Origin of the sequence: Roseiflexus sp. RS-1, assembly GCF_000016665.1 — a bacterium.
In the GTDB taxonomy this organism is placed as follows: domain Bacteria; phylum Chloroflexota; class Chloroflexia; order Chloroflexales; family Roseiflexaceae; genus Roseiflexus.
The window spans coordinates 3,825,189-3,850,980 of sequence record NC_009523.1 but is presented as its reverse complement, the minus strand read 5'-3'; the positions used below and the strand labels follow the sequence as shown (position 1 = coordinate 3,850,980).

Sequence of the window (25,792 nt, the reverse complement as noted above, 5' to 3'; positions counted from 1 at the left end):
GAATAGATGATGGAGTTCCACCATTTGTCGGTCGAACAGGTCTTTGCGGCGCTCGGTTCTGATCCCCAGGGGTTGAGTCCTGCCGAGGCGCAAAACCGTCTGACCCGTTACGGTCCCAACGTGTTGCGCGAGCCGCCGCGCACGCCGCTGATCCGCACGCTGCTGGCGCATTTTACCCATCTGATGGCATGGCTGCTCTGGATCGGTGAAGGTGTCGCATTCGCGGCTCAAACGCCAACGCTGGGCATTGCTATCTGGCTCGTCAATGTCATCAACGGGTTGTTCAGTTTCTGGCAAGAGTACAAAGCTGAACAGGCGACGGCTGCGTTGCGTCGGATGTTGCCGTCGTATGCGCGGGTACGACGTGGTGGCGAAGAGGTGCGTATCCTGGCGGAACGCCTGGTTCCCGGTGATGTGCTGCTGCTTGCTGAGGGCGACCATATTTCGGCTGATGCACGGTTGGTGCGTGAGACGGAACTGTGTGTCGATCAGTCGGCGTTGACCGGTGAAGCGCATCCAGTACGAAAGACTGCCGAGCCTGTCAGTGGCGAAGGTCTCTCACGGGTCGAGTTGCCAAACCTGGTGTTTGCCGGCACAAGCGTTGTGGCAGGCACGGGCGAGGCGGTCGTGTTCGCCACCGGAATGCGCACGGCATTCGGTGAAATTGCCCGCCTGACTCAGAGCGTCGGTGATCAACTCAGCCCGTTGCAGCGCGAAATGGAGCGCCTGACACGCGCCGTCAGCACGATTGCCGTCGGCGTTGGGTTGTGTTTTTTCATGCTGGCGGTCGCTATTGCGGATATCGATCTGGCGAATGGATTCATCTTTGCCCTTGGCATGATCGTCGCCTTTGTTCCTGAAGGGTTGCTGCCGACGGTCACGCTTGCACTGGCGATGGGGACGCAGCGCATGGCGCGACGCAATGCGCTGGTCAAGCGTCTCTCCGCCGTCGAGACGCTTGGTTGCACGACGGTCATCTGTACCGACAAGACGGGAACGCTGACCCAGAATGAGATGACAGTGCGCGACATTTGGGTTGGCGGGCGGTCCATTTCGGTCAGCGGCGTCGGATATGCGCCGGAGGGACAGTTCAGTGAGTGTGGCGCACCCCTGGAACAGCCAGCCGACGATGCTGAACTACGCCAGTTGTTGTTGGCTGCCTCGCTCTGCAATGACGCCCGCCTCATTCCGCCAAACGCACAGACGCCCTCTGAGGATCGCTGGAGCATCCTGGGCGATCCGACTGAGGCGGCGCTGCTGGTGGCGGCACGCAAGGCGGGTATTGAGTACGAGACTGAAATGCGACGGATGCCGCGCCTCCGCGCATTGCCGTTCGACTCACGTCGCAAGCGGATGAGCGTCGTCTGCCGTCTGCCACAGTCGGAGGGCGCAGCGCATCCATCCGCCGGGTTCGTGGTGTACGTCAAGGGAGCGCCGAAAGAGTTGCTGGCGCTCTGCGCGTCCTTCGCCGCAGGCGATGTCGTCCATCCGCTCGACGATCCGCAGCTTGCCCGGATTCTTGCAGCGAATGATCAGTATGCGCGCGCCGGGTTGCGCGTGCTGGCAGTCGCACAACGCACACTCAACGCGCTCCCGATGCCCTGTGACACCGATCATATCGAGCGCGACCTGACATTCCTCGGTCTGGTCGCAATGATGGATCCGCCACGTCCCGAAGTCGAATCAGCCGTGGCGACATGCCATACCGCCGGGATTCGTATTATCATGGTCACTGGCGATTATGGTCTGACGGCAGAAAGCATCGCCCGGCGCATTGGCATTATCCGTGAGGCGCACCCCCGGATTGTCACCGGCGCTGAACTGGACAGCATGGATGAAGCGGCGCTGCGCGACGCGCTGATGGGTGAAGTCATCTTCGCGCGTGTTGCGCCGGAACACAAACTGCGCGTGGTCAATGCCCTGCGCGCTCAGGGGCATGTTGTCGCCGTCACGGGTGATGGCGTCAACGATGCTCCGGCATTGAAGCAGGCGGATATCGGCGTGGCTATGGGCCGCTCCGGTACGGATGTCGCCCGTGAAGCAGCGGATATTGTTCTGACCGACGACAACTTCGCCTCGATTGTCAACGCCGTCGAGGAAGGGCGCGCAGTCTACGCCAATATCAAAAAGTTCGCCACCTACATCTTCACCAGCAATACCCCCGAGGCGGTTCCATTCGTGCTGTTTGCCTTCAGCGGCGGGCGCATCCCGATTGCGCTGAATGTGATGCACATTCTGTCGGTTGATCTGGGAACCGATATTGTTCCGGCGCTGGCATTGGGCGCCGAACCGCCAGAACCTGGCGTGATGGATCGTCCGCCGCGCAGCCTGCACGATCACGTGGTAACCGGTGCGATGTTGCGCCGCGCCTATTTCTGGCTTGGACCGGTGCAGAGCCTGGCGGCGATGTCGGCGTTCTACTACCAGTACTGGACGAATGGATATTGGGGGCGGTGGCTCGATCTGCCATCAAGTGGACCGTTGTACCGTTCGGCGACGGCGATGGCGCTGGCGGCAGTGGTGACGACGCAAATCGGGAATCTGTTTGCACAACGGAGCGAACGGCTCTCGTTCCTGCGTTTGCCGCCGACAGGCAACCGGTTGATCTGGATCGGCATTGCCACTGAGCTGATCCTGATCGTAGCGATTGTATATGTGCCGTTCTTGCAGGAGATCATTGGCACAGCTGCGTTCGATCCGATCAACTGGGTCTTTCTGGCGCTCTGGGCGCCAGCGTTGCTGCTGGTAGACGAGATGCGCAAATGGTTGATCGCCCGGCGTGAGCGGTCGTTGCGCCGGTGAAACGTCGGAGGTGCAGTATGCGCATCATCATTGTGGGATGCGGGCGTATGGGTGCAGGACTGGCATTGACGCTCACGCAGCGTGGGCATGATGTGACCGTCATTGACCGTGATCCAACCGCGTTTGCGGCGCTGGGTGAGCGGTTCAGCGGTCGCATCATCACCGGGCATGGCTTTGATCGCGAGGTTCTGCGGCATGCGGGTATCACCCGCACCGATGGATTGGCGGCAGTCACATCGAGCGACGAAACCAACGTTGTGACTGCGCGGGCAGCACGCCAGTTCTTCCGTGTACCGCGGGTTGTCGCCCGGCTCTATGATCCGCGCAAAGCCGAGATTTACCGCCGTCTTGGGGTGCTGACGATTTCGACGACCGAATGGGGCGTTCACCGGATCACCGAGTTGCTCAGTTACTCCTGGTTCGAGCCGATTGTCAGCCTGGGATCATCGGTCGATATCGTCGATGTCGAAGCGCCGCCAGCGCTGGTTGGGCGCTCACTTGCCAGTCTGACCGTACCGGGTGAAGTGCACCCGGTGGCGGTGAGCCGGGGCGGACGCTGTTTTTTGCCGACCCCGGAAACGCGGTTGCAGGCGGGCGATCTTGTGCATATTGCGGTGCTGACAACGTCAACCGGGCGCCTGAAGGCGCTGTTAGGAGTATGACCTGTGTTTGTGCTGATCGTGGGTGGCGGCAAGGTTGGCGCGCATCTGGCAGAATTGCTTCTCGCCAGCGGTCATCGGGTGCGTGTGATCGAACTGCGGGCTGCAGCGCGCGAACGGTTAGCACAGTTCCTTGCATCCGATGTCATTGTTGCAGGCAGTGGCAGCGATCCGGCAACGCTGGAAGCGTGCGGCGCCCGTCAGGCAGATGTGATGGCGGCAGTCACCGGCGATGACGAAGTCAACCTGGTGGCGACCAGTCTGGCGCGCTTTGAATTCAACATTCCGCGCACCATTGCGCGGGTGAACAACCCGAAGAATGCATGGATGTTCACCGCCGAAATGGGCGTCGATGTTGCGCTCAGTCAGGCGGATCTGATGGCGCACCTGATTCTCGAAGAAATGTCGCTTGGCGATATGATGACCCTGCTCAAGTTACGGCGCGGGCGCTATTCGCTGGTTGAGGAGAAGATCGCCGCCGGGTCGCATGCGGCAGGGCGGACGATAGCAGCATTAGGCTTGCCGGGGGAATGCGTCGTGGTCGCAATCTTCCGGTCTGGCGGTCTGGTTCTGCCGCGCGGCGATACCGTCCTCCAGACCGGCGATGAGGTCCTGGCGCTTGTGTCAGTCGAGCAGGTGCAGCGGCTGGCGGAGATTCTGGGAGGGGTGCATGGCGACGGGTTGTCATAGCGTATCAGGGGGAAGAGATGAATGACTTCACTGTAAAAACGCACCGCTGAGACGCCGAGGACACAGAGAATCCTATAAACGAACCATGATGGATGTACGGCGACGCATGCGTATGCGTGATGCGATCTGGAACCTGCCGCTGCGAACAAGGAAACAGTGCTCCATGTGAGCAACGGGTGGCATGCGCTGCCGCCTGCACCCCGCAACCCGTTCGTCTCAGGTACAATAGTTGCATACAGGTCGATGGGTGTATCTCGCATGACGGCTCACTTCCTGCGCAGGTTCGCACAACCGCCGCACTTCGATGATGAAGAGCAAACGCGCATCGCACGGACGCAGCATCTCCTGCTCGTCGTCTGTCTGACGATTGCGCTGGTTGCTTCCGGAGTCAATGCGTTACTCCAGCGACCCGTTCCAACCGCTGCCCTCCTGGCATGCAGCGGATTCTTGCTCATTTCCTTTCTGTTGCTCCACGCACGTCGGGTGCGTCTGTCGATTATCGTCCTTTTGGGGACGATCATCATGCTCACTGCCTCATTGCAGGTCATCGGTCGCGGTGCGCACGATACGGTCACCAGTCTCTACGCCACGATGATCGTCATCGGCAGCCTGCTCCTTGACCGGCGGTCATTCATTGGACTGGTTGCGGCGACGCTGCTGGTGATTGCGGGGGTTGTGACTGCCGAAGCGCGCGGATTAACCAGATCTCCCTATGAGGGCGATTTCGGCGACTGGTTCGATCTTGCGCTCATTCTGGGGTTGACGGCGTTCACGTCACGGTTGCTGAGCGAGAGTCTGGAGCGCAGCCGCGCCCACGCCCGCGCCAATGAACAGGCGCTGGCACAGCAGACGGAAGCGTTGCGCCTCTCCGAGGAGCGCTATCGCATTCTGGCAGCCAACCTGCCCGATAGCGCCGTGCTGATCTTCGACCACGACCTGCGCTACGTGCTCGCCGATGGACCGGAACTCGCCGCAACCGGGTATCTCAAGGAGAAGATCGAGGGCCGCACCCTGTGTGAGGTCGTTTCATCCGCGTTTGCGGAACAGGTTGAAGGCAACCTCCGCGCTGTCTTGAGCGGCAGGTGCTTTTCGGCAGAATTGCCGTATGGTGATCGCATCTACGCATACTACTACATTCCGCTGGTCGACGACCGTGGTATGGTAAAGTATGCGATGGTCCTGGCGCGCAACGTGACTGCGCAGCGTCAGGCAGAGGCGGATCTGCGGGCAAGCGAGGCGCAACTGCGCATGCTCGCCGAGAATATGGGCGATGCGATTGTGCAACTGGATTCGCATCTCAATGTTGTGTATGTCAGCCCTTCGGTGCGGCGCGTTCTGGGATGTGAGCCGGAAGATGTTGCAGGGAAACAGATAGCGGCGCTTGTGTCCCCTGATGATGCGCCCGCTGTGATGGCAGCCATTGAAGAAGCGCGAGAGTCGGGCGCTGCTGCCATCCGGGTTGAGTACCGTTTTCGTAATCATCAGCAGATGTGCATCTGGCTCGAAGCTGAAGTTCGTCTGCTCTACGATGCACACCAGCACTTTGAAGGCGCCATTCTCAGCATGCGCGATGTCACCCGGCGCAAAGAGGTCGAGGCGGAACGGGAGCGCCTGATCGCCGAACTTGAGCAAAAGAACGCCGAACTTGAACGTTTCACCTACACCGTATCACACGACCTGAAAAGTCCTCTGATCACTATTCAGGGGTTCCTCGGCTATCTGGAGCAGGACATTCGGAACGGCGACACGGACCGGGCGTTGAGCGACATCCGGCGTATCAGCGCAGCGGCGCGCCGGATGGAGCATTTGCTGCAAGATCTGCTGGAACTGTCGCGCATCGGGCGGGTCAGCGCTGAACCGCAAACCGTACCGTTCAACATGATCGTACAGGAAGCGCTTGAACTGATCGCCGGGAGAATCGCAGAACGGCAGGCGCGGATCACGGTTGCGCCGGATATGCCGCTCGTTCACGGCGATCGACGGCGTCTGGCGGAGGTGGTGCAGAACCTGGTTGATAACGCGATTAAGTTCTGCGATAATCAGACTGTGCCAGAGATCGAGATCGGTGTGCACGCCGTGGCAAGCAACGAAGCAATCTTCTTTGTGCGTGACAATGGCGTGGGCATCGACCCAAGGTACCACGATCAGATCTTTGGTCTGTTCAACAAACTCGATCCGCAGAGTGAAGGAACAGGCGTCGGCTTAACGATTGTGCGGCGGATCATCGAAGTGCATGGCGGGCGTGTCTGGGTCGAGTCGGCTGGGCGGGGCGCTGGCGCAACCTTCTTTTTCTCGCTTCCCACGATCCATACACAGCAGCACGGAGTGAGTCATGACCGACAGCGCATTCAGAGTATTGCTGGTGGAAGATAACGATGACCATGCCGAATTAATCCGGCGAACCCTGGGCGAGCATCAGCGAGCGCCGCAGATTGTGCATATCAGCGATGGTGAGAGCGCTCTCGATTACCTCTATCGTCGCGGAACCTGGAACGACCCCAACCAAAGCCCCCGCCCCCACGTGATACTGCTCGATCTGCGTCTGCCGCGCGTCGATGGGCTTGAAGTGCTGACCAGCATCAAGCAGTCGGCAGAATTGCGCCACATCCCTGTGATCATTCTGAGCTCATCATCGGCAGAAGGCGACGTGTCGCGCGCCTACGACGCCTATGCCAACAGTTACCTTGTCAAGCCGTTTGGTTTTGAGGAGTTCCGAAGTCTCATGCACGACGTTGGCGTATACTGGTTGACCCATAACAAACTCTCGGCGATATGATGGGGTCTGGTGTGGATGCAGCTGAACGGATCAGTCTGCTCCTCATCGAGGACGATGAGTCGCATGTTGCGCTGATCGAGCGCGCCTTCGAGTCATGGCGATCATTGTTCGATCTGTCGGTTGTGCACACGTTGCAGGAGGCATACGCGCTGCTCTCCGGTGATTCGTCCGACTTCGATCTGATCGTGTGCGATTGGCGATTGCCCGACGGCGAAGGGTTGGAACTGCTGGACTTCAACCGTGCGCTGCCGGTCATTCTGATGACCGGGTATGGCGATGAACGGGTGGCAGTCGAAGCGATCCGTTCTGGCGCGCTCGATTATATTGTGAAGAGTGATGCCGCATTCGCCGATCTGCCCCATGTGGCGCAGCGTGCCATCCGCCAGTGGCGGGCGATCCAGGCGCAACGTCGCGCCGAACAGGAGTTGCGCGAAATTGAGGCGCGCTACCGCCTCATTACCGAGAACACGTCTGATCTGATCGCCATTCTCGACGACCAGCACCACTTCCAGTACATCAGCCCTTCGGTCACGACGCTGTTGGGGCATACCGCAGAAGCGTTGGTCGGACAGGATGCATTCTTCCTTATCCATCCCGATGACCTTCCGTACAGCGAGGAGTACTGGTGCACCATGCTCCAGCGTACCCGCGCCACTGCGACGTTTCGCTATCGTCATGCCAGCGGCGCCTGGCGCTGGATCGAATGCAATATCAGGGCGGTCGAGCAAGGCGGCGGGTTGACGGCGATTGTCGTGGGGCGCGATATTACCGAGCGCCGTGAACTGGAAGAACGTTTACTCCAGATCCAGAAAATGGATGCGCTTGGTCGGTTGTCGGGCGGCATTGCGCACGATTTCAACAACATGCTGGCAGTGATTGCCGGTTGCACCGAACTGGCGCGTCAACTGATCCCTGATGACCACCCGGCGACCGGAGAACTGATCGAAATCCAGCATGCGACCGAGCGCGCAACGGCGCTGACCCGTCAGCTGCTGGCTTTTGCGCACCGACAGCGGTTCGAGCCGCGCCCCATCGATCTGAACACGCTTATTCTCGACATGCAGAAACTGCTGCGTCGCCTGATCCGCGAGAATATCACCCTGAACACCCGTCTTGCCCCCGATCTCTGGCTTGTGCGCGCCGATCCTGGTCAGATCGAGCAGGTGCTGGTCAATCTGGCGATCAACGCGCGTGATGCGATGGTCGATGGCGGTGTGTTGACGATTACAACCGAAAATGCTGTGATCGACGATGCGTTCGACAACCGCCATCCTTCGCTGAATCCGGGCATGTATGTCCGGTTGACGGTCAGTGACACCGGCGTCGGCATGGACGAAGAAACGCGCAGGCGCGCCTTCGAGCCGTTCTTTACCACGAAGAAGCCCGGCGAGGGAACCGGTCTCGGTCTGGCGACCTGCTACGGGATTGTCGTCCAGCACGGCGGCGCCATCGAACTGACGAGCGAACCGGGATGCGGCACAACGGTCATTATCTATCTGCCGCGCGCCTATCCCTCCGAAGAGACAGTCGCCCTGGAGACTGGCGAGCACATCGATCTCAAAGGCTCGGAAACGATCCTGCTGGTCGAGGATGATCCGGCGGTGCGCACGCTGACAGCGCGGGTGCTGCGCACCCATGGGTATACCGTTCTGGAAGCGGGTGACGGACATGAAGCGTTGACGCTCGCCGGTGAACGTCCGATCCACCTTCTCTTGAGTGACCACGTTATTCCGCATATGAGTAGTGAGTCGCTGGCACACTATCTGACCGCTCTGATCCCGCAGATGAAGGTGCTCTTTATGAGCGGGTATGTCGTTGAGCCGCGCCCCGATGTTCAGGCGCTCCAGGAAGCGACGGTTCTTCAGAAGCCATTCACTCCAACTGCGCTCCTTCAGAGGGTTCGCGCTGTCCTGGATTCGTGAAAGTATTCAAAAAAACGGAACATTTTCCCCGATTTGGGCTTGCCCGTTTGAGTACTTCGATCTACAATAATCGCCCCTGATCACGGTGTCGCTCCAGAGCGTGCATCTGGAACAGGAGGGTTACTGTCAGCGCAGAACGCCAGAGCGCCGGGGCGATGTTCCACAATCAGGGGTGGCGTTGTTCTGCCTGTTCTGACGCCTGCACACAGTGCATGTCTCGACGGAAGGGCGCTGTTGCCTGGGGTAACCGTCAGGAGTCGCCCCTGATCCGTCCATGAGGTGTCTCCCGATGTGCCGGGTGCGCATAGAGCGCAGGGGTGCAGGTGTCCTATTTGCTGGAAAGGAGGTGCACTGACGGTCACTGCTCCGCACAATCCCCGCTTCGCACACTTCAGGTTCTCACAGTTCATGAAGGAGAAACAGGCAATGACTCGCCGATTCTTCGCACTGTTCACACTACTGATTGCAATTGCTTCACTGATCGCAGCATGCGGCGGCGCTCCAACAACGACCGCTCCGACCGCTGCACCGGCAGGGCAACCGACGGCGGCGCCGGAAGGCAAAAAATTCACCATCGGCATCTCTAACCCGTTCATCAGCAGCGAATACCGCACCCAGATGATCCAGTCGTTGATCGAGGTCAACAAGGAATACATGGAGCGGGGTATCACGAATGAACTCGTGATCGAGAGCGCCGATACCGATGTCGCCGGTCAGATCCAGCAGTTGCAGAATCTGATCAACAAGGGCGTTGATGCCATCCTGGTGAATCCCAGCGATGTCAATGGTCTCAACGACACCCTTCAGGAAGCCATCAACAAGGGGATCATCGTCATTTCCGTCGATCAGGAACTCAACACCCCCGGCGTCTACAACGTCGGCATCGACCAGAAAGAGTGGGCGAAGATCTCCGCCCGCTGGCTGGCGGAGAAGTTGGGTGGTCAGGGAAACATCGTGCTGATCGAAGGCTTCCCCGGACACCCGGCGAACGTGGCGCGCATGGACGGCGTCGAGGAGGTGCTCAAGGAGTATCCGGGCATCAAGGTGCTGGGGCGTGAAACCGGGAAGTGGGACGAAGCGACCGGTCAGCAGGTGATGTCAAACTTCCTGGCGTCGTTCCCTAACCTCGATGGCTACTGGACTCAGGACGGCATGGCGATCGGCGCGATGCAGGCGGTGATGGCGGCGAACCCGCCGAAGTGGCCCATCCTGGTTGGCGAAGGACGCTGCCAGTTCTTGCAGTTGTGGGATCAGCGCTTGAAGGAAGACCCCAACTTCGAGACGATTGCTGTCGCCAATCCGCCCGGCGTCTCGCCGACCGGTCTGCGGATCGCCGTCAATATGCTGATGGGCAAGCAGGTGGATAAGAGTAAACTGGGAGGTGCGAACGGGTTGTCGTTCGTCATTCCGGTGCCGGTGATCGTGACGAAGGACAACTTCCAGGAAGTCTTCACCACTATGTGCAAGGACAAGCCGGCCACCTACCTGCTCGACGGCATTATGACCGACGAGGAAGTGCAGCAGTTCTTCCTGAAGTAACACCATGTCGCTTCTGCTGTCTGCTCGCAATGTCGCCAAGCGGTACGGCGCCGTTCAGGCGCTGGTCGATGCCAGCCTGGAGATCGGCGCCGGTGAGACGCTGGCGTTGATTGGCGCGAACGGAAGCGGCAAGAGCACCCTCAGCAAGGTCATCAATGGAGTAGTTGCCCCCGATGGCGGGCAACTGCTCCTCGATGGCCGCCCGGTGCGCTTCGACTCGCCCCACGCTGCGAAAGACGCCGGCATCTCGACCGTCTTCCAGGAACTCAGCCTCGTGCCGCAGATGACGGTCGCCGAAAATATCTGGCTCACCCGTGAGCCGCTTGGGCGCGGCGGACTGATTGATCGCCAGCGAGAACGGCGCGGAACTGAAGCGTTGCTGGACCTCTTCGCCGGTACGGTTCGGCCTGATCTGACGCCGGATACTCCGGTGAGCGCACTCCTTCCCGACGAAAAACAGATCGTCGAGATCCTCAAGGCGATCAGCGTCAACCCGCGTCTCCTGATTCTGGATGAGGCGACTGCCAGCCTGGATAGCCGTCAGGTGCAGCGGTTGTTCGAATTGATCGGGCAATGGAAAGCGCGGGGAACCGCGATCATCTTCATTTCGCACCGTATGACCGAAATCGAGCAGATCGCCGACCGCTACTCAGTGCTGCGCAACGGGCAAACCGTGGGCGCGGGCGCCATGAAGGATGCAACCGCTGGCGATCTCGTGGCGCTGATGGCGCCGGAGACTGCTGGCGCGGTTGTGGCGCGTCGCCGCCTTTCCGCCGATCTTCTGGCAACACGCCGCACCGTTCTTCAGGTCGAGAATCTCCAGACCGGCGTGTTGCGCGGAGTCAGTTTGCAGGTGCGCGAAGGCGAACTGCTCGGCATCGGCGGGCTGAAGGGACAGGGTCAGCGCGATCTCCTGCTTGCGATCTTTGGTGGTGTGCCGTATTCCGGGCGTATGCTGCTCGAAGGGAAACCGGTACGTTTCACCCACCCGCGGCAGGCGATGAACCAGGGTGTTGCGCTCGTTCCTGGGGATCGCGCCGGTGAGGGGTTGCTTGCCATTCGCTCGATCCTGGAGAACCTCCTGCTTCCGTCGTGGCGTGCGTATGGTTTCCCGCTGCGCATGGGGCGTGCGCGCCGCGACGCCGGTGCAATCGCCGCGCGCCTGGAGATCAAAATGCCGGGACTGGACGCGCCGGTCAGCGTGTTGTCGGGCGGCAACGCACAAAAAGTGGTCATCGGCAAATGGCTGTTGCGCAATCCACGTCTCCTGCTGCTCGACGATCCGACGAAGGGGGTGGATATCGGCGCAAAAATGGAGTTCTACCGCTTGCTGACGCACCTGTGCGATGAAGGAACGACGGTCATCCTCTACAGCAGCGATGATGAAGAACTGGTCGGCTTGTGTGATCGGGTGCTTGTGATGCACGACGGACGGATCAGTTCCGAACTCGCTGGCGGATCGCTGACGACCGCGAATCTGGTTGCCGCCAGTCTTGGAGTTGTCCACCGGGAGACGTCATGAAGCAATCACGCTGGCAACAACGCACCTATCGCCATCCATACCTGTTTGCCCTGATCGTGCTGATCGTGGCGTTTACCGTCAATCTGTTGCTTCAGCCAAATCTGATCGAACCGACAGCGCTGAACCGCAATATGCGCGTGTTTCTGCCGCTGATCCTGGTGGCAATCGGTCAGGCGATTGTAATGATCGGCGGGGGCATCGATATTTCGGTCGGCTCGATTGTTTCAGTCGTGAACGCGCTGCTCGCCACCCAGATCGGACTGAGCGGCGATCCTGCCACAGCAGTGCTGATCATGGTCGTTGCGATCCTGGTTGGTATGGGGGCGGGGGCGCTGAATGGACTGTTCATCGCCTACCTGCGTCTCCAGCCAATTATCACGACCTTTGCCACCAGTTTTGTCTATGCTGGATTGGCGCTCTTCATCCTGCCGAACCCGGGCGGCGGCGTGCCGCCGCAGTTTACTGCGTTTTACCGTGAAACGGTCGTGCTCTGGTTGCCGCTGGCGTTCTACATCATCGCAGCGCTTCTCCTCGCCTGGGCGCTCGTCCGGCGGACACGCTACGGTCGTTACCTCTACGCCGTCGGCGGCAAAGCCAACGCTGCCTACGAGACGGGCGTCCCGGTGCGCGCCGTACAGTTCAGCACCTATGTTATTTCCGGTTTGATGGCAGCGCTTGGCGGAATCGCAATGACGCTCCTGACCGGCTCCGGCAACGCGCAGGTCGGCGATCCGCTCACCCTGGCATCGATCACCGCAGCCGTGATCGGCGGGACGCCATTGAGCGGCGGCGCCGGCGGCATCGCCGGTCCGATCATCGGTGCGGTGATTCTGGGGTTGATACGCAACATTATTTCGTTTGCCAATGTAGCCACCTGGTGGCAAACCTTTGTCAACGCTGCGATCATCGTGCTGGCGCTGGCGATGCCCGGAATCATCAATCTGATACGCAGGAGGAACGCATGAAACGCCTGACGATCTCCCCGCCGCTCGCTGCCGTGCTGCTGGCGATTGTGTTGTTCCTGCTCAGTGGATTCCTGCCCAACGGTTTTGGCGGCAATCTCGATGTGGCTGCTGCACAGGCGGTTAATATCGTGCGCCTCTCGGTCTTTCTGGGGATCATCGCGGCAGGACAGACTCTGGTGATTATCAGCGGCAACGAGGGGATCGATCTCTCCACAGGCGCGGTGGTGACACTGACGGCCATTCTGACCTATACAATCGTCAACGGCAGGAACGAACAGGTGCTGCCGGCGCTCCTGGCGGTGCTGATTGTTGGGGGGATGATCGGGTTGATCAACGGCGCCGGTGTGGCGTTTCTCAACATTGCGCCGCTGGTGATGACCCTCGGCATGGCGGGTGTTGTCAGCGGATTGATCCTGGTCATTACCCAGGGGAATGTCAGCGGCGCGGTTGCGCCGATCATGACCCAACTGATCGCCCGTCCGGTGTTTCAGGGCATTCCCGGCGCCATTCTGATCTGGATCGTTTTTGCGGCGTTGATGTGGCTCCTGATCGAGCGCACAACCTATGGCAGACATCTCTTCGCCATCGGCACGAATCGGACTACGGCGCGGCTCTCCGGCATTCGCGTCACCGCCGTGGTCATCGGAACCTATGCCCTCTCCGGGATGCTCGCCGGGCTTGGCGGCTTTCTGGTAGTCGGGAATACCGGCGTTGTCCACATTCGTATTGGCGATCCCTTTCTCTTTCCTTCGATTGCGGCGGTCGCCGTCGGCGGCACATTGCTGACCGGCGGCAAGGGAAGTTACTTCGGCACAATGGCGGGGGCGCTGGTGCTGACCCTGATCACCAGCCTGCTGACGACCATGCAAATGCCAGAGTCGGTGCGACGTATGGTATTGGGTGCGACGTTGCTGGTCATGATCTCGATCTATGGGCGTCAGCGCGGTTTTCGTCAGTAATTTGACACTGTTTCGTAAATCAATCTGCCAGAACGCCATGCTTGACAATGCGCTGTCAAACCTTTATCATACGCGCAACGTGATACCAGCAACAAGGGAGTAGTGGATCGATGCGATGGATTCGTGGAAGCGCTCTGGTCGGTGCTGTTCTGATCGTGCTTGCGGTTCTGTCCGCATGTGGGCGCCCGAATGTTCCTCTGACCGGTTCCGTATTCGATGCATACACCGGCAAACCGGTGGTCGCAACGCTGAATGTTGGCGACGTTCAGATCACCACCGATGCGAACGGCGTCTATCAGATCGACCGCTGGAGTGCGCGTGATGTTCTTCGTGTCGTTGCCAGCGGTTACGAACCGTTTGAGGTCAACCTTGCTTCGCTGCCGCAACTGGAACGTCCTGAACCCCCGGCAGTCGCTCTCGACCCGATTACGATTCGCCCGAATACGTTGAGCGGCGTGATCACCGACCTGTATGCACGCACGCCGGTTGCGGGCGCCGTGGTGCAGGTATCGGAGGCAATCAGCGCCACCACCGATACTGACGGGCGGTATACGCTGACTGGCGTTCCCGAAACGTTCCGTGTCACCATAACCGCCGACGGATATGCGCCACTCGTGAGTGATGTGGCGCGTTCGACATCGTTCGATACAGCGCTCCGTCCCGATACGCTGCGCGGGACGGTCACCGATGGGTATACCGGTCAGCCAATCGCCGGGGCGGATGTGACCCTGGGCGATCTGAAAACGACGACCGACAGCGATGGGCAGTATACGCTGCGAGGCGTTCCAGAAAAAGGGACAATCACCATCAGCGCGAAGGGGTATGCCAGTCTTGACCAACCTGTCGAACGCACAACGACGCTCAATGTCGCCCTGCGTCCCGACACGCTTGCCGGGGTGCTGATCGACGCGCGCACGAAACAGCCGATCCGCAATGCAACGGTGATTGCGACAGTCAATCTCCAGAGCAGCGATGTGGCGATGACGCGGATCGATAACAGTTCTGATGGCGCGTTCGTTCTGGAGGGCATCCCCGAACAGGGGTATATTCAGGTGCTGGCGCCAGGGTATCGCAAAGCGGTTATCGAACTGCGCCCCGGTAGCGTGCCTTCGACGATCGAACTCGAACCGTTCTACTCGAAGGCGCTCTATGTGACTGCGGCAGTTGCCGCGCGCTGGAACCTGTTGACGAAGTATTTCGACATTATCGACGCGACGGAACTGAACGCAATTGTGATCGATGTCAAGTCGGATCTGCGCGATGACCTGGGATTGGTGTACTACGACTCGCAGGCGCCGATGGTGCGGGAGTTGGGGACGTTCAAGCCCTACATGGACCTGCGTAAAATCCTTGATGAAGCGAAACGTCGCGGCATCTACACCATTGCGCGCGTCCACATGTTCAGTCACGACAATGTGCTCGCCGAGGCGAAACCGGAGTGGGCGGCAAAAGATCGGACCACCGGCGGAATCTTCTATGATTATCCGGCGCCGGGCATCCGCTACGCCTGGCTCGACCCATGGAACGAGAACGTCTGGGAGTACAACATTCAACTGTCGGTCGAGGCGGCACTGCTCGGATTCGATGAGATCCAGTACGACTACATTCGCTTCCCGTCGCTGGAGTTTTCTCCCACCGATAAAGATCGGTTGCTGCTGTCGCGCGAAGGAACTCCCGAAGAGCGCTGGGCGAATATCACCGAGGTGCTCAGGCGCTCACATCGCGCCATCAACGGCGCCGGCGCCTTCTTTTCGGTTGATGTATTCGGCTACACCTCTTTTGGTCCGTCGAAATTGCTGGGGCAGAACCTGGGTATGATGGCTGAGTACACCGACTATATCAGCCCGATGGTGTATCCTTCGCACTTCAGTCCTGGTGAATTCGGCTTCGACAATCCGGCGAAGTACCCCTATGAGGTCATCCAGAAATCCATGGCTGCGGCGCTCAGGCAGGTCGAAGGGAAGCGCGCGCTGCTTCGCCCCTGGTTGCAGGATTTTACGCTGATCTGGGTGCCAAAGGAGTTGATCGTCGAGTATACGCCGAAGGAAGTTCGGGCGCAAATCCGTGCTGTCGAGGAGTTCGACGCCAGCGCCGGCTGGATCCTGTACGACTCGACCAACGTCTATCACGTGGAAGCGTTGAAGCCGGCGGAGTAGGGATGGCGCGTGTTCATCCCATAGCCCCTGAGGAGACACTATGTACCGCCTGGTTGTAGCGGCTTTGCTGATCGGGTTCCTGATCGCCGTTGATCCGCCGCGAGCGCTGGCTCAGGCGCCGGTGCAGTCGGGGCGGATTGTGTTCAGCACCCAGGCGGACTGGCAGCGTGGCGCGCGCACCGATGTCCAGATCATTGCCAATGCCGATGGCGAATTGCGTTTGACTGCTGGCGCAACGCGCGGAACGTTCGTCTCTGAACCGATTTCGCTCACGATGACCCTGAATGCGGTCGGCGCTATCTGGCATGCGGACGTTCCGCCTGGAACAAACCTGACTCTCGACATTCGCGGCGGACCTGCTCCCGATCAACTGGGACCGTGGCAACCGCTGGTTGCCGGCGAACTGCGCGCCAGGGCGCTGCCAGATACTTTTGCAACCGAGGATGTGCGCCCGCTGCCGCCGGATACGCGCGTCCTGCAATTCCGTGCGACGCTGAGCAGCACAGTCGCAAACGCTTCACCGCTGCTGAGCGACATCAGTATCACTTACTTCGATGCCAGCGCCGGTCCGCCGCGCGCAACCGATGCCATTACGGCGTTTGGCGGTCCAGCAACGCTGACGCCGCCGCCGAAGGTGTTTCCGCGCACCTCGTGGGCTGGTGGTAATCCGCGCACGTACCGCGGCGCACGGTCTGCGCCCCAGGGGATCGTGCTGCACCAGATAGGCGCAGATGCACTCGACAATCCCCTGCCATTCCTGCGCGCGCTTGCCGCGTACCACGAACAGACGCTTGGGCTGAACGATACGATTTATCACTACATCATCGGGCGCGATGGCGCCATCTTCGAAGGACGCAGCGGCGGACCGACCGTTTCCGTCGCCGAGGTGAGCGGTGGTGCGGCAGTGCATATTGCGCTGATCGGGGAGGGATCGCCGCCGACTGCGCAACTCGATGCACTGCGTACACTGCTGGCATGGCTTTGTGAAGCGTATCGCATCGACCCGACCGGTCAGCGGATCGTGACGCTGAATGGCGCTGGCGTGGTGGGACCGGCAATCGCCGCTCACAGCGATCTGGCGCCGAATGCTGGCGATCCTTCCAGCGCGCTTCGTGATGGGTTGCCCCAGATCCGGCGCACGGTCAGCGCCGCGATCGTTCGTTCGCGCTGGTTCTTCGCGGAAGGGAACCCGCGTGACTACGAAGAACGCCTGGCGGTGCTCAATCCCGGAGATGAATCTGCAAATGTGCGTTTTATTATTGTGCGTCAACCCGGCGCCGAAATCATCCGTGACGTGACCATCGCTCCCGGCGCACGCGCCAATCTGGTCATCAATGAGATCTTCAACGATACCCCCGATGCCCCGGCGATCATCGAAGCGAACGCGCCAGTGATCGCCGAACGCTTCATGAACTTTGGCGCCGACCTGAGTGTGCAACCAGGGATCATGCGTCCATCGCGCGTCTGGTACTTTGCAGAAGGATCGACCGAGGGAGACAAACGCACGTTTCTGGTGCTGTTCAATCCGCAGTCCGAGCCGGTTGGCGCGCGCGTGCTGCTGATGACAGACGATGGTACGACCTTTGTCTATCCGCCATTCGATAGCGAACCGATCACGCTGGCGCCACAGCAGCGCATCGTGGTGGTAATGGGTGACCTGCTGCCGAACCGATCGTTTGGTATGCGCGTCACCGCCACCCAACCCATTGTCGCCGAACGCACGATGATCTTCGGTCCCGGCAGCACACTTACCAGCGGCGGGATGCACATATCGCCGGGGGTGACCGAACTTTCGCGCGAATGGCACTTTGCCGAAGGAACCACGGCGCGGCCGTTTCGCATGTCGCTGCTGGTAGTGAATCCAAACGGCGATCGGGCGAATATCACGGTGCGCTTCCTGACCCCTGATGGCACCTCGCTTGCGCGGCGCTATGCGATCCCGCCGCTGGCGCGCCTTGCGATCGATGTCAACGAGGTTGTGCCGGAACTGGGCGTCGCCACAACGATCATCGCCGACCGCCCCATCGCCGCAGAACGGGCGCTCTACTGGCGAAACGGGGCAGTGGGGACGGCAGGACCGGGCGCGGTGGCGCCGGCGTACTCCTGGCGCTTCGCCGATGGGCGCACGAGCGGCGACTACCAGCAGTACCTGTTGATCAGCAACCCTTCACAGCGTCAGGCGCGTATCGATGTCGCCTTCATCCTGGCGGACGGCTCCCGCGCCAGTCGTTCCCTGGTGATGCCCGCCGGTTCACGGTACACGATGGCAGTCCATGAACTGTATCCCGATCAGACGACCATTTCGACGACGGTACGCGCGACCCAACCAATTGTCGTGGAACGCTCGATCTATGCTGGCGCTCCGACTTCCGCTGGTAATCGCGGCGGTGAAACATCGCTCGGTGTGCCGGATGATTGATGTGCGAGATGATGTATCATGACCAATGCTTCCGAGTCGGCGCCGTCCATTCCACCGCCCTCTCCCCAGCCGGTGCGCCGGGGCGGTAGCGGTTTTTTCGCACGGTTGCTGGCAGCCTTCCTGGTTATTCTGATCACGACTTCTATTACCTTACTGGCGACCGGCGCCACGTTGCTCTGGCTCGGATTTACCCCTGCCACACCGGTGGAGATCGATGCGGCGCGAGTGCGGGTGGCAACGCTCGAGGCGCACAATGCGACGATCGTGAGCCGCGCCGATGCACTGGCAACCGAGGTCGCCGATCTTGCCCGCCGCGCCAGTGATGATCGTGAGGCGCTCAGCGATATCCGGCTCGTGATCGATGATGTGAAAACCGTGCGCGAACAGGTGCGCGAGCAGTTGACCGCAGTCGTTGTTCAGAATGCCACACTCGTCGCCGATGCGCGCGCCAGTCGCGATCAGGTGGCGGCGTTCGCGACCGCAGAGGCAGGACGTGCAGCGCTGCTTCAGGAACTCGACCGACGCTCACAGCGTATCGAGCGTTTTCTCCAGCGCCTGAGCGATATTGCTGGCGATGCGGCGCTCGATCTGCAACGTCCTTCTCCCCTTGCAGCGACTGTTGCTCCCACCGCAACGGTTCCGGTCGAGCCGACGGTCACCCCGACGTTCACTGCCACGATAACGCCCGAAGCGCCAGGCGCCAGTACGCCGGTCGTTGCTGCGACCGATACGCCCCTGCCAGCAACCGTGACGCCGACAGCAACGCCGACAACGCGAATAACGCCGACAGCGCCGTGAGTGTGCCGCGCCTCTCCGCCGTTGCAGCGAGGGTGAAGTTTATCCGGAAAACCATATGCGTCCGATGGTGCGGTTCTTGATCGCATGCGTCTTGTTCATCTGTATCGGCAGCGCTGTGGTGGTTGCGCTTGCTGCGGATAGCGCAAACGAACGCGCAATCGCTGCTGCCGAAGCGCGCTGGCGAACCCACGGTTTTGCTCATTACGTCATAACACTGGAAGAACTCAACTGCACTGTCGAGGTTGAGGTTGCTGACGAACGGGTGGTGCGCGTCACGCAACTGGAGCGGTGTCAGCGTGATGGGCGCACGGTCGAAGACCTCTTCGCCGTGGCGCGGCGTGATGGCGATACCGGTATGCGCTGCATCACCCTGGGGTGCGCCTGTGATGATCGGCTATCGGTGGAAAGCGCCTTTCACCCGTTGCTGGGCTACCCGATCCGCCTTTATATTCGTATCGAAGCGCGCCCAAACTGGTGGCATCCCGATGCCTGGCGCTATCTTCTCATGCACGGTCGTCCACCTGCGTGCGCCATGATGGTGGGCGATAAGTTGTTGCGCGTTGTCGATCTGCGTCCACTCCCTTGAAGATCGCTCTCACATGTCAAAAGTTAACGCACCGCTGTTTACCGGTTCGGCGCTGGCAATGTTTTGGTGGCAACCGGCTTTGTTTTCATAGTTGACAAATGGATCGCTAAAATGTACAATAGTCAACAACTTCGTAAAACCCCCTTAACCGAATCAATACCCGGCTCTCCGGCGAGAAGGAGGTGATCGCGCGGCAGATAGTATCTATGTCTGTTTTCCTCGATGTTTTTCCGAAACAGATGTTCACCACGTTCCTCACACTCTGACATCAGCTACGAGGAGGTACCTGTGTCTAGAACACGCACACTGAGCCGACGACGATTCCTGACGCTTTCGGCGATGACTGCTGCCAGTGCGGCGATTGCTGCGTGTGGCGGCGGTCAGCCTGCTCAGGCGCCAACGTCTGCACCGGCGCCGACATCTGCACCGGCGCCGACATCTGCTCCCGCGCCAACTGTTGCCATCCCGCCCACCACGCCGCCCCAGGCGACTGCTGTGCCCCAGGCGGTCAGCAGGTTCAAAGAGTCGCCCGAACTGGCAAAACTGGTCGCCGAAGGGAAACTGCCGCCCGTTGATCAGCGTCTGCCGAAGAACCCTTACGTTGTGCCGCACAAATGGCTCAGTGTCGGCACGTATGGCGGGACGCTCAACTTCACCAACTCGTGGGGACCCGATGGTATGGCGACGATTGTGCAGGAGAGCCAGTACGGTCACTCGATCCTGCGCTGGCTTGACGATGGCTTGAAGATTGGTCCGGGGCTTGCTGAAAGTTGGGAAGCGAATGCCGATGCCAGCGAGTGGACGTTCAAGTTCCGCGAGGGGCTCAAGTGGTCTGACGGGCATCCCTGGACGGTCGATGACATTCTGTACTGGTGGGAGTATATGGTCGGCGGCAACGGGAAGGAGAAAGAGTTTCCGGAGGGGTTGAAGCCGATCGAGCCGCCGCCGGACGAGGGACGTTCCGGTACTGGAACGCTGGCGACTCTCATCAAAGTCGATGACTACACGCTGACGATGAAGTTCGATGCGCCAGCGCCGCTGACTGCTGATCGCCTGGCGATGTGGGTCAACGCAGGCATCGGACCGCGCTGGATGGCGCCGCGGCATCATATGGAGCAGTTCAACCCGGTGCTCAACCCTGCAAAATACAAAGACTGGGACGAACATACCAAGCGCATCCGCTTCGTCACCAACCCCGATTGCCCGACGATGACGGGATGGAAGTGTGAAAGTTTTGAGGAGGGCGTGCGTGGCGTTTATACCCGCAACCCGTATTACTGGTGTGTCGACGCTGAGGGGAATCAACTGCCATACATCGACCGCATCGTTTCGACCACCTTCCAGAACAGCGAAGTCGAGAAGTTGAATGTCATCCAGGGGAAGAGCGACTTCTCGCACCACTGGGTGCTCAGTCTCGATGATGTGCCCAACCTGCGCCAGAATGCTGAAGCAGGCGGGTATGAAGTGCGGTTCTGGGAGAGCGGATCCGGGTCGGGAACCTCGTTCTTCTTCAGTTACGACTACAACGATCCGAAGTGGCGGGAATTGATCCGCAATCCGAAGTTCCGGCAGGCGCTCTCGCTGGCGTTCAACCGCGCTGAACTGCAAAAAACGCAGTACTTCGGCACCGGTGAGTTGACAACCGGCACCTTCAGCCCGAAAGCCATCGAGTACAATATCGACGAAAAGGGGAACCCGGACCGGGCAAACGCGCGGTACCGCGAATGGCGCGATAGTTACGTGGCGTTCGATCAGGAACGGGCAAAGAAACTGCTCGACGACATTGGGGTCAAGGTTGGTCCCAACGGTTTCCGTACCTTCCCCGACGGTTCACCGCTGGAGATTTTGCTGGTCGTCGCCGCCAACACCAGCAAGAACACGATTGCTCAGAATGAGCAGATGATCCGCGACTGGGGGCAGATCGGCATCAAGGCGACGCTGACCCCGGTGCCGCCGCAGGGACGCCGTGAGGACTGGTTCGCCGGCAAACTGATGTCGAACGCCGACTGGGGCATCGGTGATGGTCCGAACCATCTGGTGTATCCGCAGTGGCTGGTGCCGATTGAGCCGGAACGCTGGGCGCCGCTTCACGGACAGGGGTATCAGTTGCGCGGTACGGCAAGCGAGAAGGAAGAACTGGACAAAGATCCGTGGCAACGCGCGCCTGCCCGAATCGTGCCGACCGATAAGGATTTCGACCCGACCATCGCAAAACTGCACGAGATCTACGATAAGACGAAAGTCGAACCGGATTTCCTGAAGCGCACACAGATGGTCTGGGAGATGATCAAGATCCACGTCGAGAACGGTCCGTTCGTGCAGGGGTCGGTAGCGAACTTTGACCGCGTGTTCATCGTCAAGAAGGGCTTGATGAACGTTCCCCGGAAAGAAGACCTTGCGCTCGGCGGCTTCACCGATCCCTGGATCCATCCAACGCCGGCGGTGTACGATCCTGAAGCATGGTATTGGGACGATCCGGCGAAGCATAGCGGTTGAACGCATCCAACGACGCTAGCGGTTTATGCGATGCAAGCCCGCTCCCTTTCCCGAAATGGGAACGGGAGCGGCTTTCAGAATGAATAGAGCGATCCGTCGGTATATCCGGTTGTGATTGGGAATCCAGGTTATGACCACATTTCTTGCGCGGCGCGTTGTGTACATGATCATCACCATGATCCTGGCGTCGTTCATTGGGTTCTTTCTCATCGAACTGCCGCCCGGATCGATTGTGGACATCAAGATCGACCAGTTGCGCGCGCAGGGCGGTAATGTGCCGCAAGACCAGATCGAGGCGCTCAAGCGACGCTATGGCGTTGATGATCCGCTGCACATCAAATACTGGAAGTGGATTTCGCGCACGTTGCAAGGCGATTTTGGTACATCGTTCGAGACCGATACGCCGGTGGCGGGGATTATTGCACAGCGCCTGCCCATTACATTTGCCCTGACATTTGGTACGGCGCTGTTTGCATGGCTCATTTCGATCCCGTTGGGCGTCTATCTTGCGACCAATCGCGGGAGCATTCCCGACTACATCATTACATTCGTGCAATTTCTGGGGATTGCGATACCAAACTTCGCCCTGGCGCTGATCCTGATGGTCTTTGCTGCGCTTGTGCTGCGGCAGGATGTCGGGTTGGGCTTTTTCTCGCCACAGTATGTTAATGCACCCTGGAGTTTCGCAAAGTTCCTCAATCTACTGAGCAATCTGTGGATTCCGGTGGTGGTGCTGGGCGCTTCCGCTACGGCGGGGTTGACAAGGGTGATGCGCGCCAATCTCCTCGACGTGTTGAATGCCCAGTACATTCAGACCGCCCGATCCAAAGGGTTGCAGGAACATGCGGTCGTCTGGAAGCATGCCGTGCGTAATGCGGTTCACCCGCTGGTGATGAGCATCGGCTATCTGCTTCCCTCGATTGTCGTCGGCGATGCGCTGGCTGGCGTTATTCTCAATTTGCCGACGCTTGGCGCCCTCTATCTGCGTGCGCTTCAGGCGACTGACATGTATCTTGGCATCACCATTCTGATGATGCAGTGCATTATGTTGCTGCTGGGCAATCTGATCGCCGATCTTCTGCTGGCGTGGGTCGATCCACGGGTGCGGTTGGAATAACCTGATCGAAGGCAGGCGCGTATGGCAACAGTTGCAAAAGATGCACAACCGCAAACTGATCGTGTGCGCACGTTCGAAGATGTCGGGCAACTTTCGCAGGTTCAGTTGATCTGGCGGCGGTACCGGAAGAACCATCTCTCGGTCGCTGGCGGGATCGTGTTGATCATTATGTATCTGATGGCGTTTTTTGCCGATTTTATCGCGCCATACGACCCGAATGAGATCGATGCGAACCATCAATATGCGCAGCCATCGACGATTGTCTGGGCGAATGGCGGGCTGGCGCTTCAGGGAATGAAACAGATTGTCGACTCGGTCAATTTCCAGATCATCTACGAGCCTGATCCAGAGGTGACCTACCCTATCCGTCTGTTTGTGCGCGGCAGTCCGTATGTGATGTGGGGCTTCATTCCGCTCGATATACACCTGTTCGGCGTCGATGCGCCACCCGAAGCCAATGCCAAAATCTTTCTCTGGGGCGCCGACCGCCAGGGTCGCGATCTCTTCTCGCGGGTGCTCAAAGGAGCGCAGGTATCGCTGACCATTGGCTTTTTCGGCGTGATGATCAGTATGGTGATCGGCTCGATCGTCGGTACGGCGTCCGGGTACTTCGGCGGATGGATCGATAATATCATTCAGCGGCTGATTGAGTTAATTCAGACCTTTCCCTTTATTTCGTTATTCATTGCGATTGCGGCAGCGCTTCCGATTACGATGCCGGTGGTGCAGCGGTATATGCTGATCACCATCATTCTGGCGTTCATTACCTGGACGAGTTTTTCGCGCGAGGTGCGCGGCAAGGTGCTGAGCTACCGTAATGCTGACTACACTGCGGCGGCGATTGCTGCGGGCGCATCGCACTGGCGTGTCATCACCACCCATATGCTGCCAAACGCAATGAGCCATATTATTGTCGTTGCGTCGTTTGCCGTGCCCGGCGCTATCGCGGCGGAAACGGCGCTCAGTTTTCTCAACCTGGGCATGCTGCCGCCTGCGGTCAGTTGGGGTGTACTGCTGCAAGATGCGCAGCAGATCAAATCGGTGACCCTCTATCCTTGGCTGCTGATCCCCCTCGGCGCTATCGTTCTTGCGTCACTCTGCCTGTACCTGCTGGGCGACGGGTTGCGCGATGCGGTCGATCCGTATGCGTGAGCGCGCGGTTATGTGGTATCATTGCCGCTGGCTCATTCGTTGGCAAGAACGACACATCGAGGCATAGCATGCAAACACTTCCCTTCCTGCGCGTGGCAACGGTATTGATTGCGCTGGCGATCCTGGCTGCGTTCGTTGCGCCTGCCGCCGCCGCTCCGCCCCGCGTTCCCGCCGCCTTCGAGCGCGGGACGATCACACGGCGCCCTTATGTGGTCATGATCGATAACCATCCGAATGCCTATCCGCAGACCGGTCTCGACAAAGCAGCAGTGGTGTTCGAGGCGCTCGCGGAGATGGGGATCACGCGCTTTATGGCGGTGTACGTCCCCGGCATTTCACCCGATGTTCCGTCGATCGGTCCGGTACGCAGCGCACGGCTCTATTTCGTGCGCTGGGCAATGGGCATGAATGGCATGTATATTCATGCTGGCGGTGCGCCGGATGCACTCAAACGGGCGGGCGAGGCGCCGGAGATTATTGATGTGGATGCGCTGGCGCGCTCCGGCGGCGCCTACTTTACCCGCGTCCGCACCCGCAAAGCGCCGCACAACCTCTACACCAGCACAGCGCGCCTCGATCAGGCGGCTGCCCGCTTCGGCAACGCCGAGATCAACAATCCCGAACTGGGCTTCCCGATCAAAGCCGAAGCGCCGCCAGAACAGCGCCCGGCAGCTCAGGAGCTTGGCTACTACTTCATCTACCGCCAGGATAGCGTCGGCTGGACGTATGACCCTGTCGGCAATGTCTATCTGCGCCTGCGACGCGGCAAACCGGCGGTCGATGCCGCAACCGGTCAGCAATTGCGCGCCAGTAACGTTGTCGTGATCGAAGTGCAGGAACGCCCGATCCCCGGCGATCCGAAAGGGCGCATCCAGCAGGACGTGGTCGGGAGTGGTCCGGGGTTCCTGTTTCAGAATGGCGTGGCGCAGGAAATCACTTGGCGCAAGGAATCAGAAGCTGCGCCGCTGCGCTTCTACCTTGCCGACGGCAGCGAAGCGGCGATGAATTCCGGGCAGGTGTGGATTGCGGCAGTGCCGAAACTCGGCAACCTGACCGTCAGGTGATTGTGATGCGCATTTGACCGTTTCGCTCAAGTAATCTGTCATACATAAGGATGTCGACCAACAGATCCTGGATTGTTCCTGCCCATTTGTTGCTGGCGCACATCATCGGGCGGCACTCCATCCTGTCGTCGACCATCGGTATTTGCCCCACAGTCTGACCCATGCTACAC

At 59.7% G+C, this 25,792-nt stretch carries 18 protein-coding genes; all 18 read left to right on the top strand.

Going from position 1 to position 25,792, the window contains the following annotated elements; all coding sequences use genetic code 11:
* Positions 1 to 6 precede the first annotated feature (6 nt).
* A complete protein-coding gene (locus ROSERS_RS15750; RefSeq protein WP_011957772.1) occupies positions 7 to 2,802 on the top strand; it encodes a cation-translocating P-type ATPase in 2,796 nt (931 codons plus the stop codon).
* A gap of 17 nt (positions 2,803 to 2,819) precedes the next feature.
* The gene (locus ROSERS_RS15745; RefSeq protein ID WP_011957771.1) at positions 2,820 to 3,464 is read left to right on the top strand and encodes a potassium channel family protein; all 645 of its coding nucleotides are present in this window, start codon (positions 2,820 to 2,822) and stop codon (positions 3,462 to 3,464) included.
* Positions 3,465 to 3,467: 3 nt separating this feature from the next.
* Positions 3,468 to 4,151 (top strand): potassium channel family protein, encoded by a 684-nt coding sequence (locus ROSERS_RS15740; protein ID WP_011957770.1) that lies wholly within the window; start codon positions 3,468 to 3,470, stop codon positions 4,149 to 4,151.
* A 258-nt stretch (positions 4,152 to 4,409) separates the two neighbouring features.
* Complete coding sequence (locus ROSERS_RS15735; RefSeq protein ID WP_011957769.1) at positions 4,410 to 6,524, top strand: sensor histidine kinase; 2,115 nt, start codon at positions 4,410 to 4,412, stop codon at positions 6,522 to 6,524.
* Positions 6,484 to 6,927 carry a response regulator gene (locus ROSERS_RS15730; protein WP_011957768.1) on the top strand — a complete coding sequence of 148 codons (444 nt, stop codon included), beginning with the start codon at positions 6,484 to 6,486 and terminating at the stop codon, positions 6,925 to 6,927. The genes ROSERS_RS15735 and ROSERS_RS15730 overlap by 41 nt, the downstream gene beginning before the upstream one ends.
* Before the next feature lie 11 nt (positions 6,928 to 6,938).
* Positions 6,939 to 8,849, top strand: coding sequence for a hybrid sensor histidine kinase/response regulator (locus ROSERS_RS15725; protein WP_157041110.1), 1,911 nt, complete (start codon positions 6,939 to 6,941; stop codon positions 8,847 to 8,849).
* Positions 8,850 to 9,275: 426 nt separating this feature from the next.
* Positions 9,276 to 10,388, top strand: a complete 1,113-nt coding sequence (locus ROSERS_RS15720) for a substrate-binding domain-containing protein (RefSeq protein ID WP_011957766.1) — start codon at positions 9,276 to 9,278, stop codon at positions 10,386 to 10,388.
* A gap of 4 nt (positions 10,389 to 10,392) precedes the next feature.
* Positions 10,393 to 11,910, top strand: coding sequence for a sugar ABC transporter ATP-binding protein (locus ROSERS_RS15715; protein WP_011957765.1), 1,518 nt, complete (start codon positions 10,393 to 10,395; stop codon positions 11,908 to 11,910).
* Positions 11,907 to 12,875: an ABC transporter permease gene (locus ROSERS_RS15710; protein ID WP_011957764.1), complete on the top strand. Its 969-nt coding sequence runs from the start codon at positions 11,907 to 11,909 to the stop codon at positions 12,873 to 12,875. Before ROSERS_RS15715 ends, ROSERS_RS15710 begins: the two co-directional genes overlap by 4 nt.
* Positions 12,872 to 13,834 carry an ABC transporter permease gene (locus tag ROSERS_RS15705; RefSeq protein WP_011957763.1) on the top strand — a complete coding sequence of 321 codons (963 nt, stop codon included), beginning with the start codon at positions 12,872 to 12,874 and terminating at the stop codon, positions 13,832 to 13,834. Before ROSERS_RS15710 ends, ROSERS_RS15705 begins: the two co-directional genes overlap by 4 nt.
* 110 nt (positions 13,835 to 13,944) lie before the next feature.
* Positions 13,945 to 15,990: a putative glycoside hydrolase gene (locus ROSERS_RS15700; RefSeq protein WP_011957762.1), complete on the top strand. Its 2,046-nt coding sequence runs from the start codon at positions 13,945 to 13,947 to the stop codon at positions 15,988 to 15,990.
* A gap of 40 nt (positions 15,991 to 16,030) precedes the next feature.
* The gene (locus tag ROSERS_RS15695; protein ID WP_011957761.1) at positions 16,031 to 18,409 is read left to right on the top strand and encodes a peptidoglycan recognition protein family protein; all 2,379 of its coding nucleotides are present in this window, start codon (positions 16,031 to 16,033) and stop codon (positions 18,407 to 18,409) included.
* Between the two features lie 18 nt (positions 18,410 to 18,427).
* Positions 18,428 to 19,207 (top strand): hypothetical protein, encoded by a 780-nt coding sequence (locus tag ROSERS_RS15690; RefSeq protein WP_049767529.1) that lies wholly within the window; start codon positions 18,428 to 18,430, stop codon positions 19,205 to 19,207.
* A 55-nt stretch (positions 19,208 to 19,262) separates the two neighbouring features.
* Positions 19,263 to 19,793, top strand: a complete 531-nt coding sequence (locus ROSERS_RS15685) for a DUF6174 domain-containing protein (RefSeq protein ID WP_011957759.1) — start codon at positions 19,263 to 19,265, stop codon at positions 19,791 to 19,793.
* A gap of 222 nt (positions 19,794 to 20,015) precedes the next feature.
* On the top strand, positions 20,016 to 22,289 hold the full coding sequence (locus tag ROSERS_RS15680) for an ABC transporter substrate-binding protein (protein ID WP_011957758.1): 2,274 nt from the start codon (positions 20,016 to 20,018) through the stop codon (positions 22,287 to 22,289).
* A 130-nt stretch (positions 22,290 to 22,419) separates the two neighbouring features.
* Complete coding sequence (locus ROSERS_RS15675) at positions 22,420 to 23,406, top strand: ABC transporter permease (protein WP_011957757.1); 987 nt, start codon at positions 22,420 to 22,422, stop codon at positions 23,404 to 23,406.
* Positions 23,407 to 23,427: 21 nt separating this feature from the next.
* The gene (locus tag ROSERS_RS15670) at positions 23,428 to 24,558 is read left to right on the top strand and encodes an ABC transporter permease (protein ID WP_011957756.1); all 1,131 of its coding nucleotides are present in this window, start codon (positions 23,428 to 23,430) and stop codon (positions 24,556 to 24,558) included.
* Between the two features lie 68 nt (positions 24,559 to 24,626).
* Positions 24,627 to 25,622: a DUF3048 domain-containing protein gene (locus ROSERS_RS15665; RefSeq protein ID WP_011957755.1), complete on the top strand. Its 996-nt coding sequence runs from the start codon at positions 24,627 to 24,629 to the stop codon at positions 25,620 to 25,622.
* Positions 25,623 to 25,792: the final 170 nt, after the last annotated feature.

Excerpts from the sequence above, each read along its gene's own strand:
- ROSERS_RS15710 (WP_011957764.1), top strand. The coding sequence starts at position 11,907 with ATGAAGCAATCACGCTGGCAACAACGCACCTATCGCCATCCATACCTG.
- ROSERS_RS15670 (WP_011957756.1), top strand. The coding sequence starts at position 23,428 with ATGGCAACAGTTGCAAAAGATGCACAACCGCAAACTGATCGTGTGCGC.
- ROSERS_RS15735 (WP_011957769.1), top strand. The coding sequence starts at position 4,410 with ATGACGGCTCACTTCCTGCGCAGGTTCGCACAACCGCCGCACTTCGAT.
- ROSERS_RS15720 (WP_011957766.1), top strand. The coding sequence starts at position 9,276 with ATGACTCGCCGATTCTTCGCACTGTTCACACTACTGATTGCAATTGCT.
- ROSERS_RS15690 (WP_049767529.1), top strand. The coding sequence starts at position 18,428 with ATGACCAATGCTTCCGAGTCGGCGCCGTCCATTCCACCGCCCTCTCCC.
- ROSERS_RS15730 (WP_011957768.1), top strand. The coding sequence starts at position 6,484 with ATGACCGACAGCGCATTCAGAGTATTGCTGGTGGAAGATAACGATGAC.
- ROSERS_RS15695 (WP_011957761.1), top strand. The coding sequence starts at position 16,031 with ATGTACCGCCTGGTTGTAGCGGCTTTGCTGATCGGGTTCCTGATCGCC.
- ROSERS_RS15745 (WP_011957771.1), top strand. The coding sequence starts at position 2,820 with ATGCGCATCATCATTGTGGGATGCGGGCGTATGGGTGCAGGACTGGCA.
- ROSERS_RS15705 (WP_011957763.1), top strand. The coding sequence starts at position 12,872 with ATGAAACGCCTGACGATCTCCCCGCCGCTCGCTGCCGTGCTGCTGGCG.
- ROSERS_RS15675 (WP_011957757.1), top strand. The coding sequence starts at position 22,420 with ATGACCACATTTCTTGCGCGGCGCGTTGTGTACATGATCATCACCATG.
- ROSERS_RS15680 (WP_011957758.1), top strand. The coding sequence starts at position 20,016 with ATGTTTTTCCGAAACAGATGTTCACCACGTTCCTCACACTCTGACATC.
- ROSERS_RS15715 (WP_011957765.1), top strand. The coding sequence starts at position 10,393 with ATGTCGCTTCTGCTGTCTGCTCGCAATGTCGCCAAGCGGTACGGCGCC.
- ROSERS_RS15665 (WP_011957755.1), top strand. The coding sequence starts at position 24,627 with ATGCAAACACTTCCCTTCCTGCGCGTGGCAACGGTATTGATTGCGCTG.
- ROSERS_RS15750 (WP_011957772.1), top strand. The coding sequence starts at position 7 with ATGATGGAGTTCCACCATTTGTCGGTCGAACAGGTCTTTGCGGCGCTC.
- ROSERS_RS15700 (WP_011957762.1), top strand. The coding sequence starts at position 13,945 with ATGCGATGGATTCGTGGAAGCGCTCTGGTCGGTGCTGTTCTGATCGTG.
- ROSERS_RS15685 (WP_011957759.1), top strand. The coding sequence starts at position 19,263 with ATGCGTCCGATGGTGCGGTTCTTGATCGCATGCGTCTTGTTCATCTGT.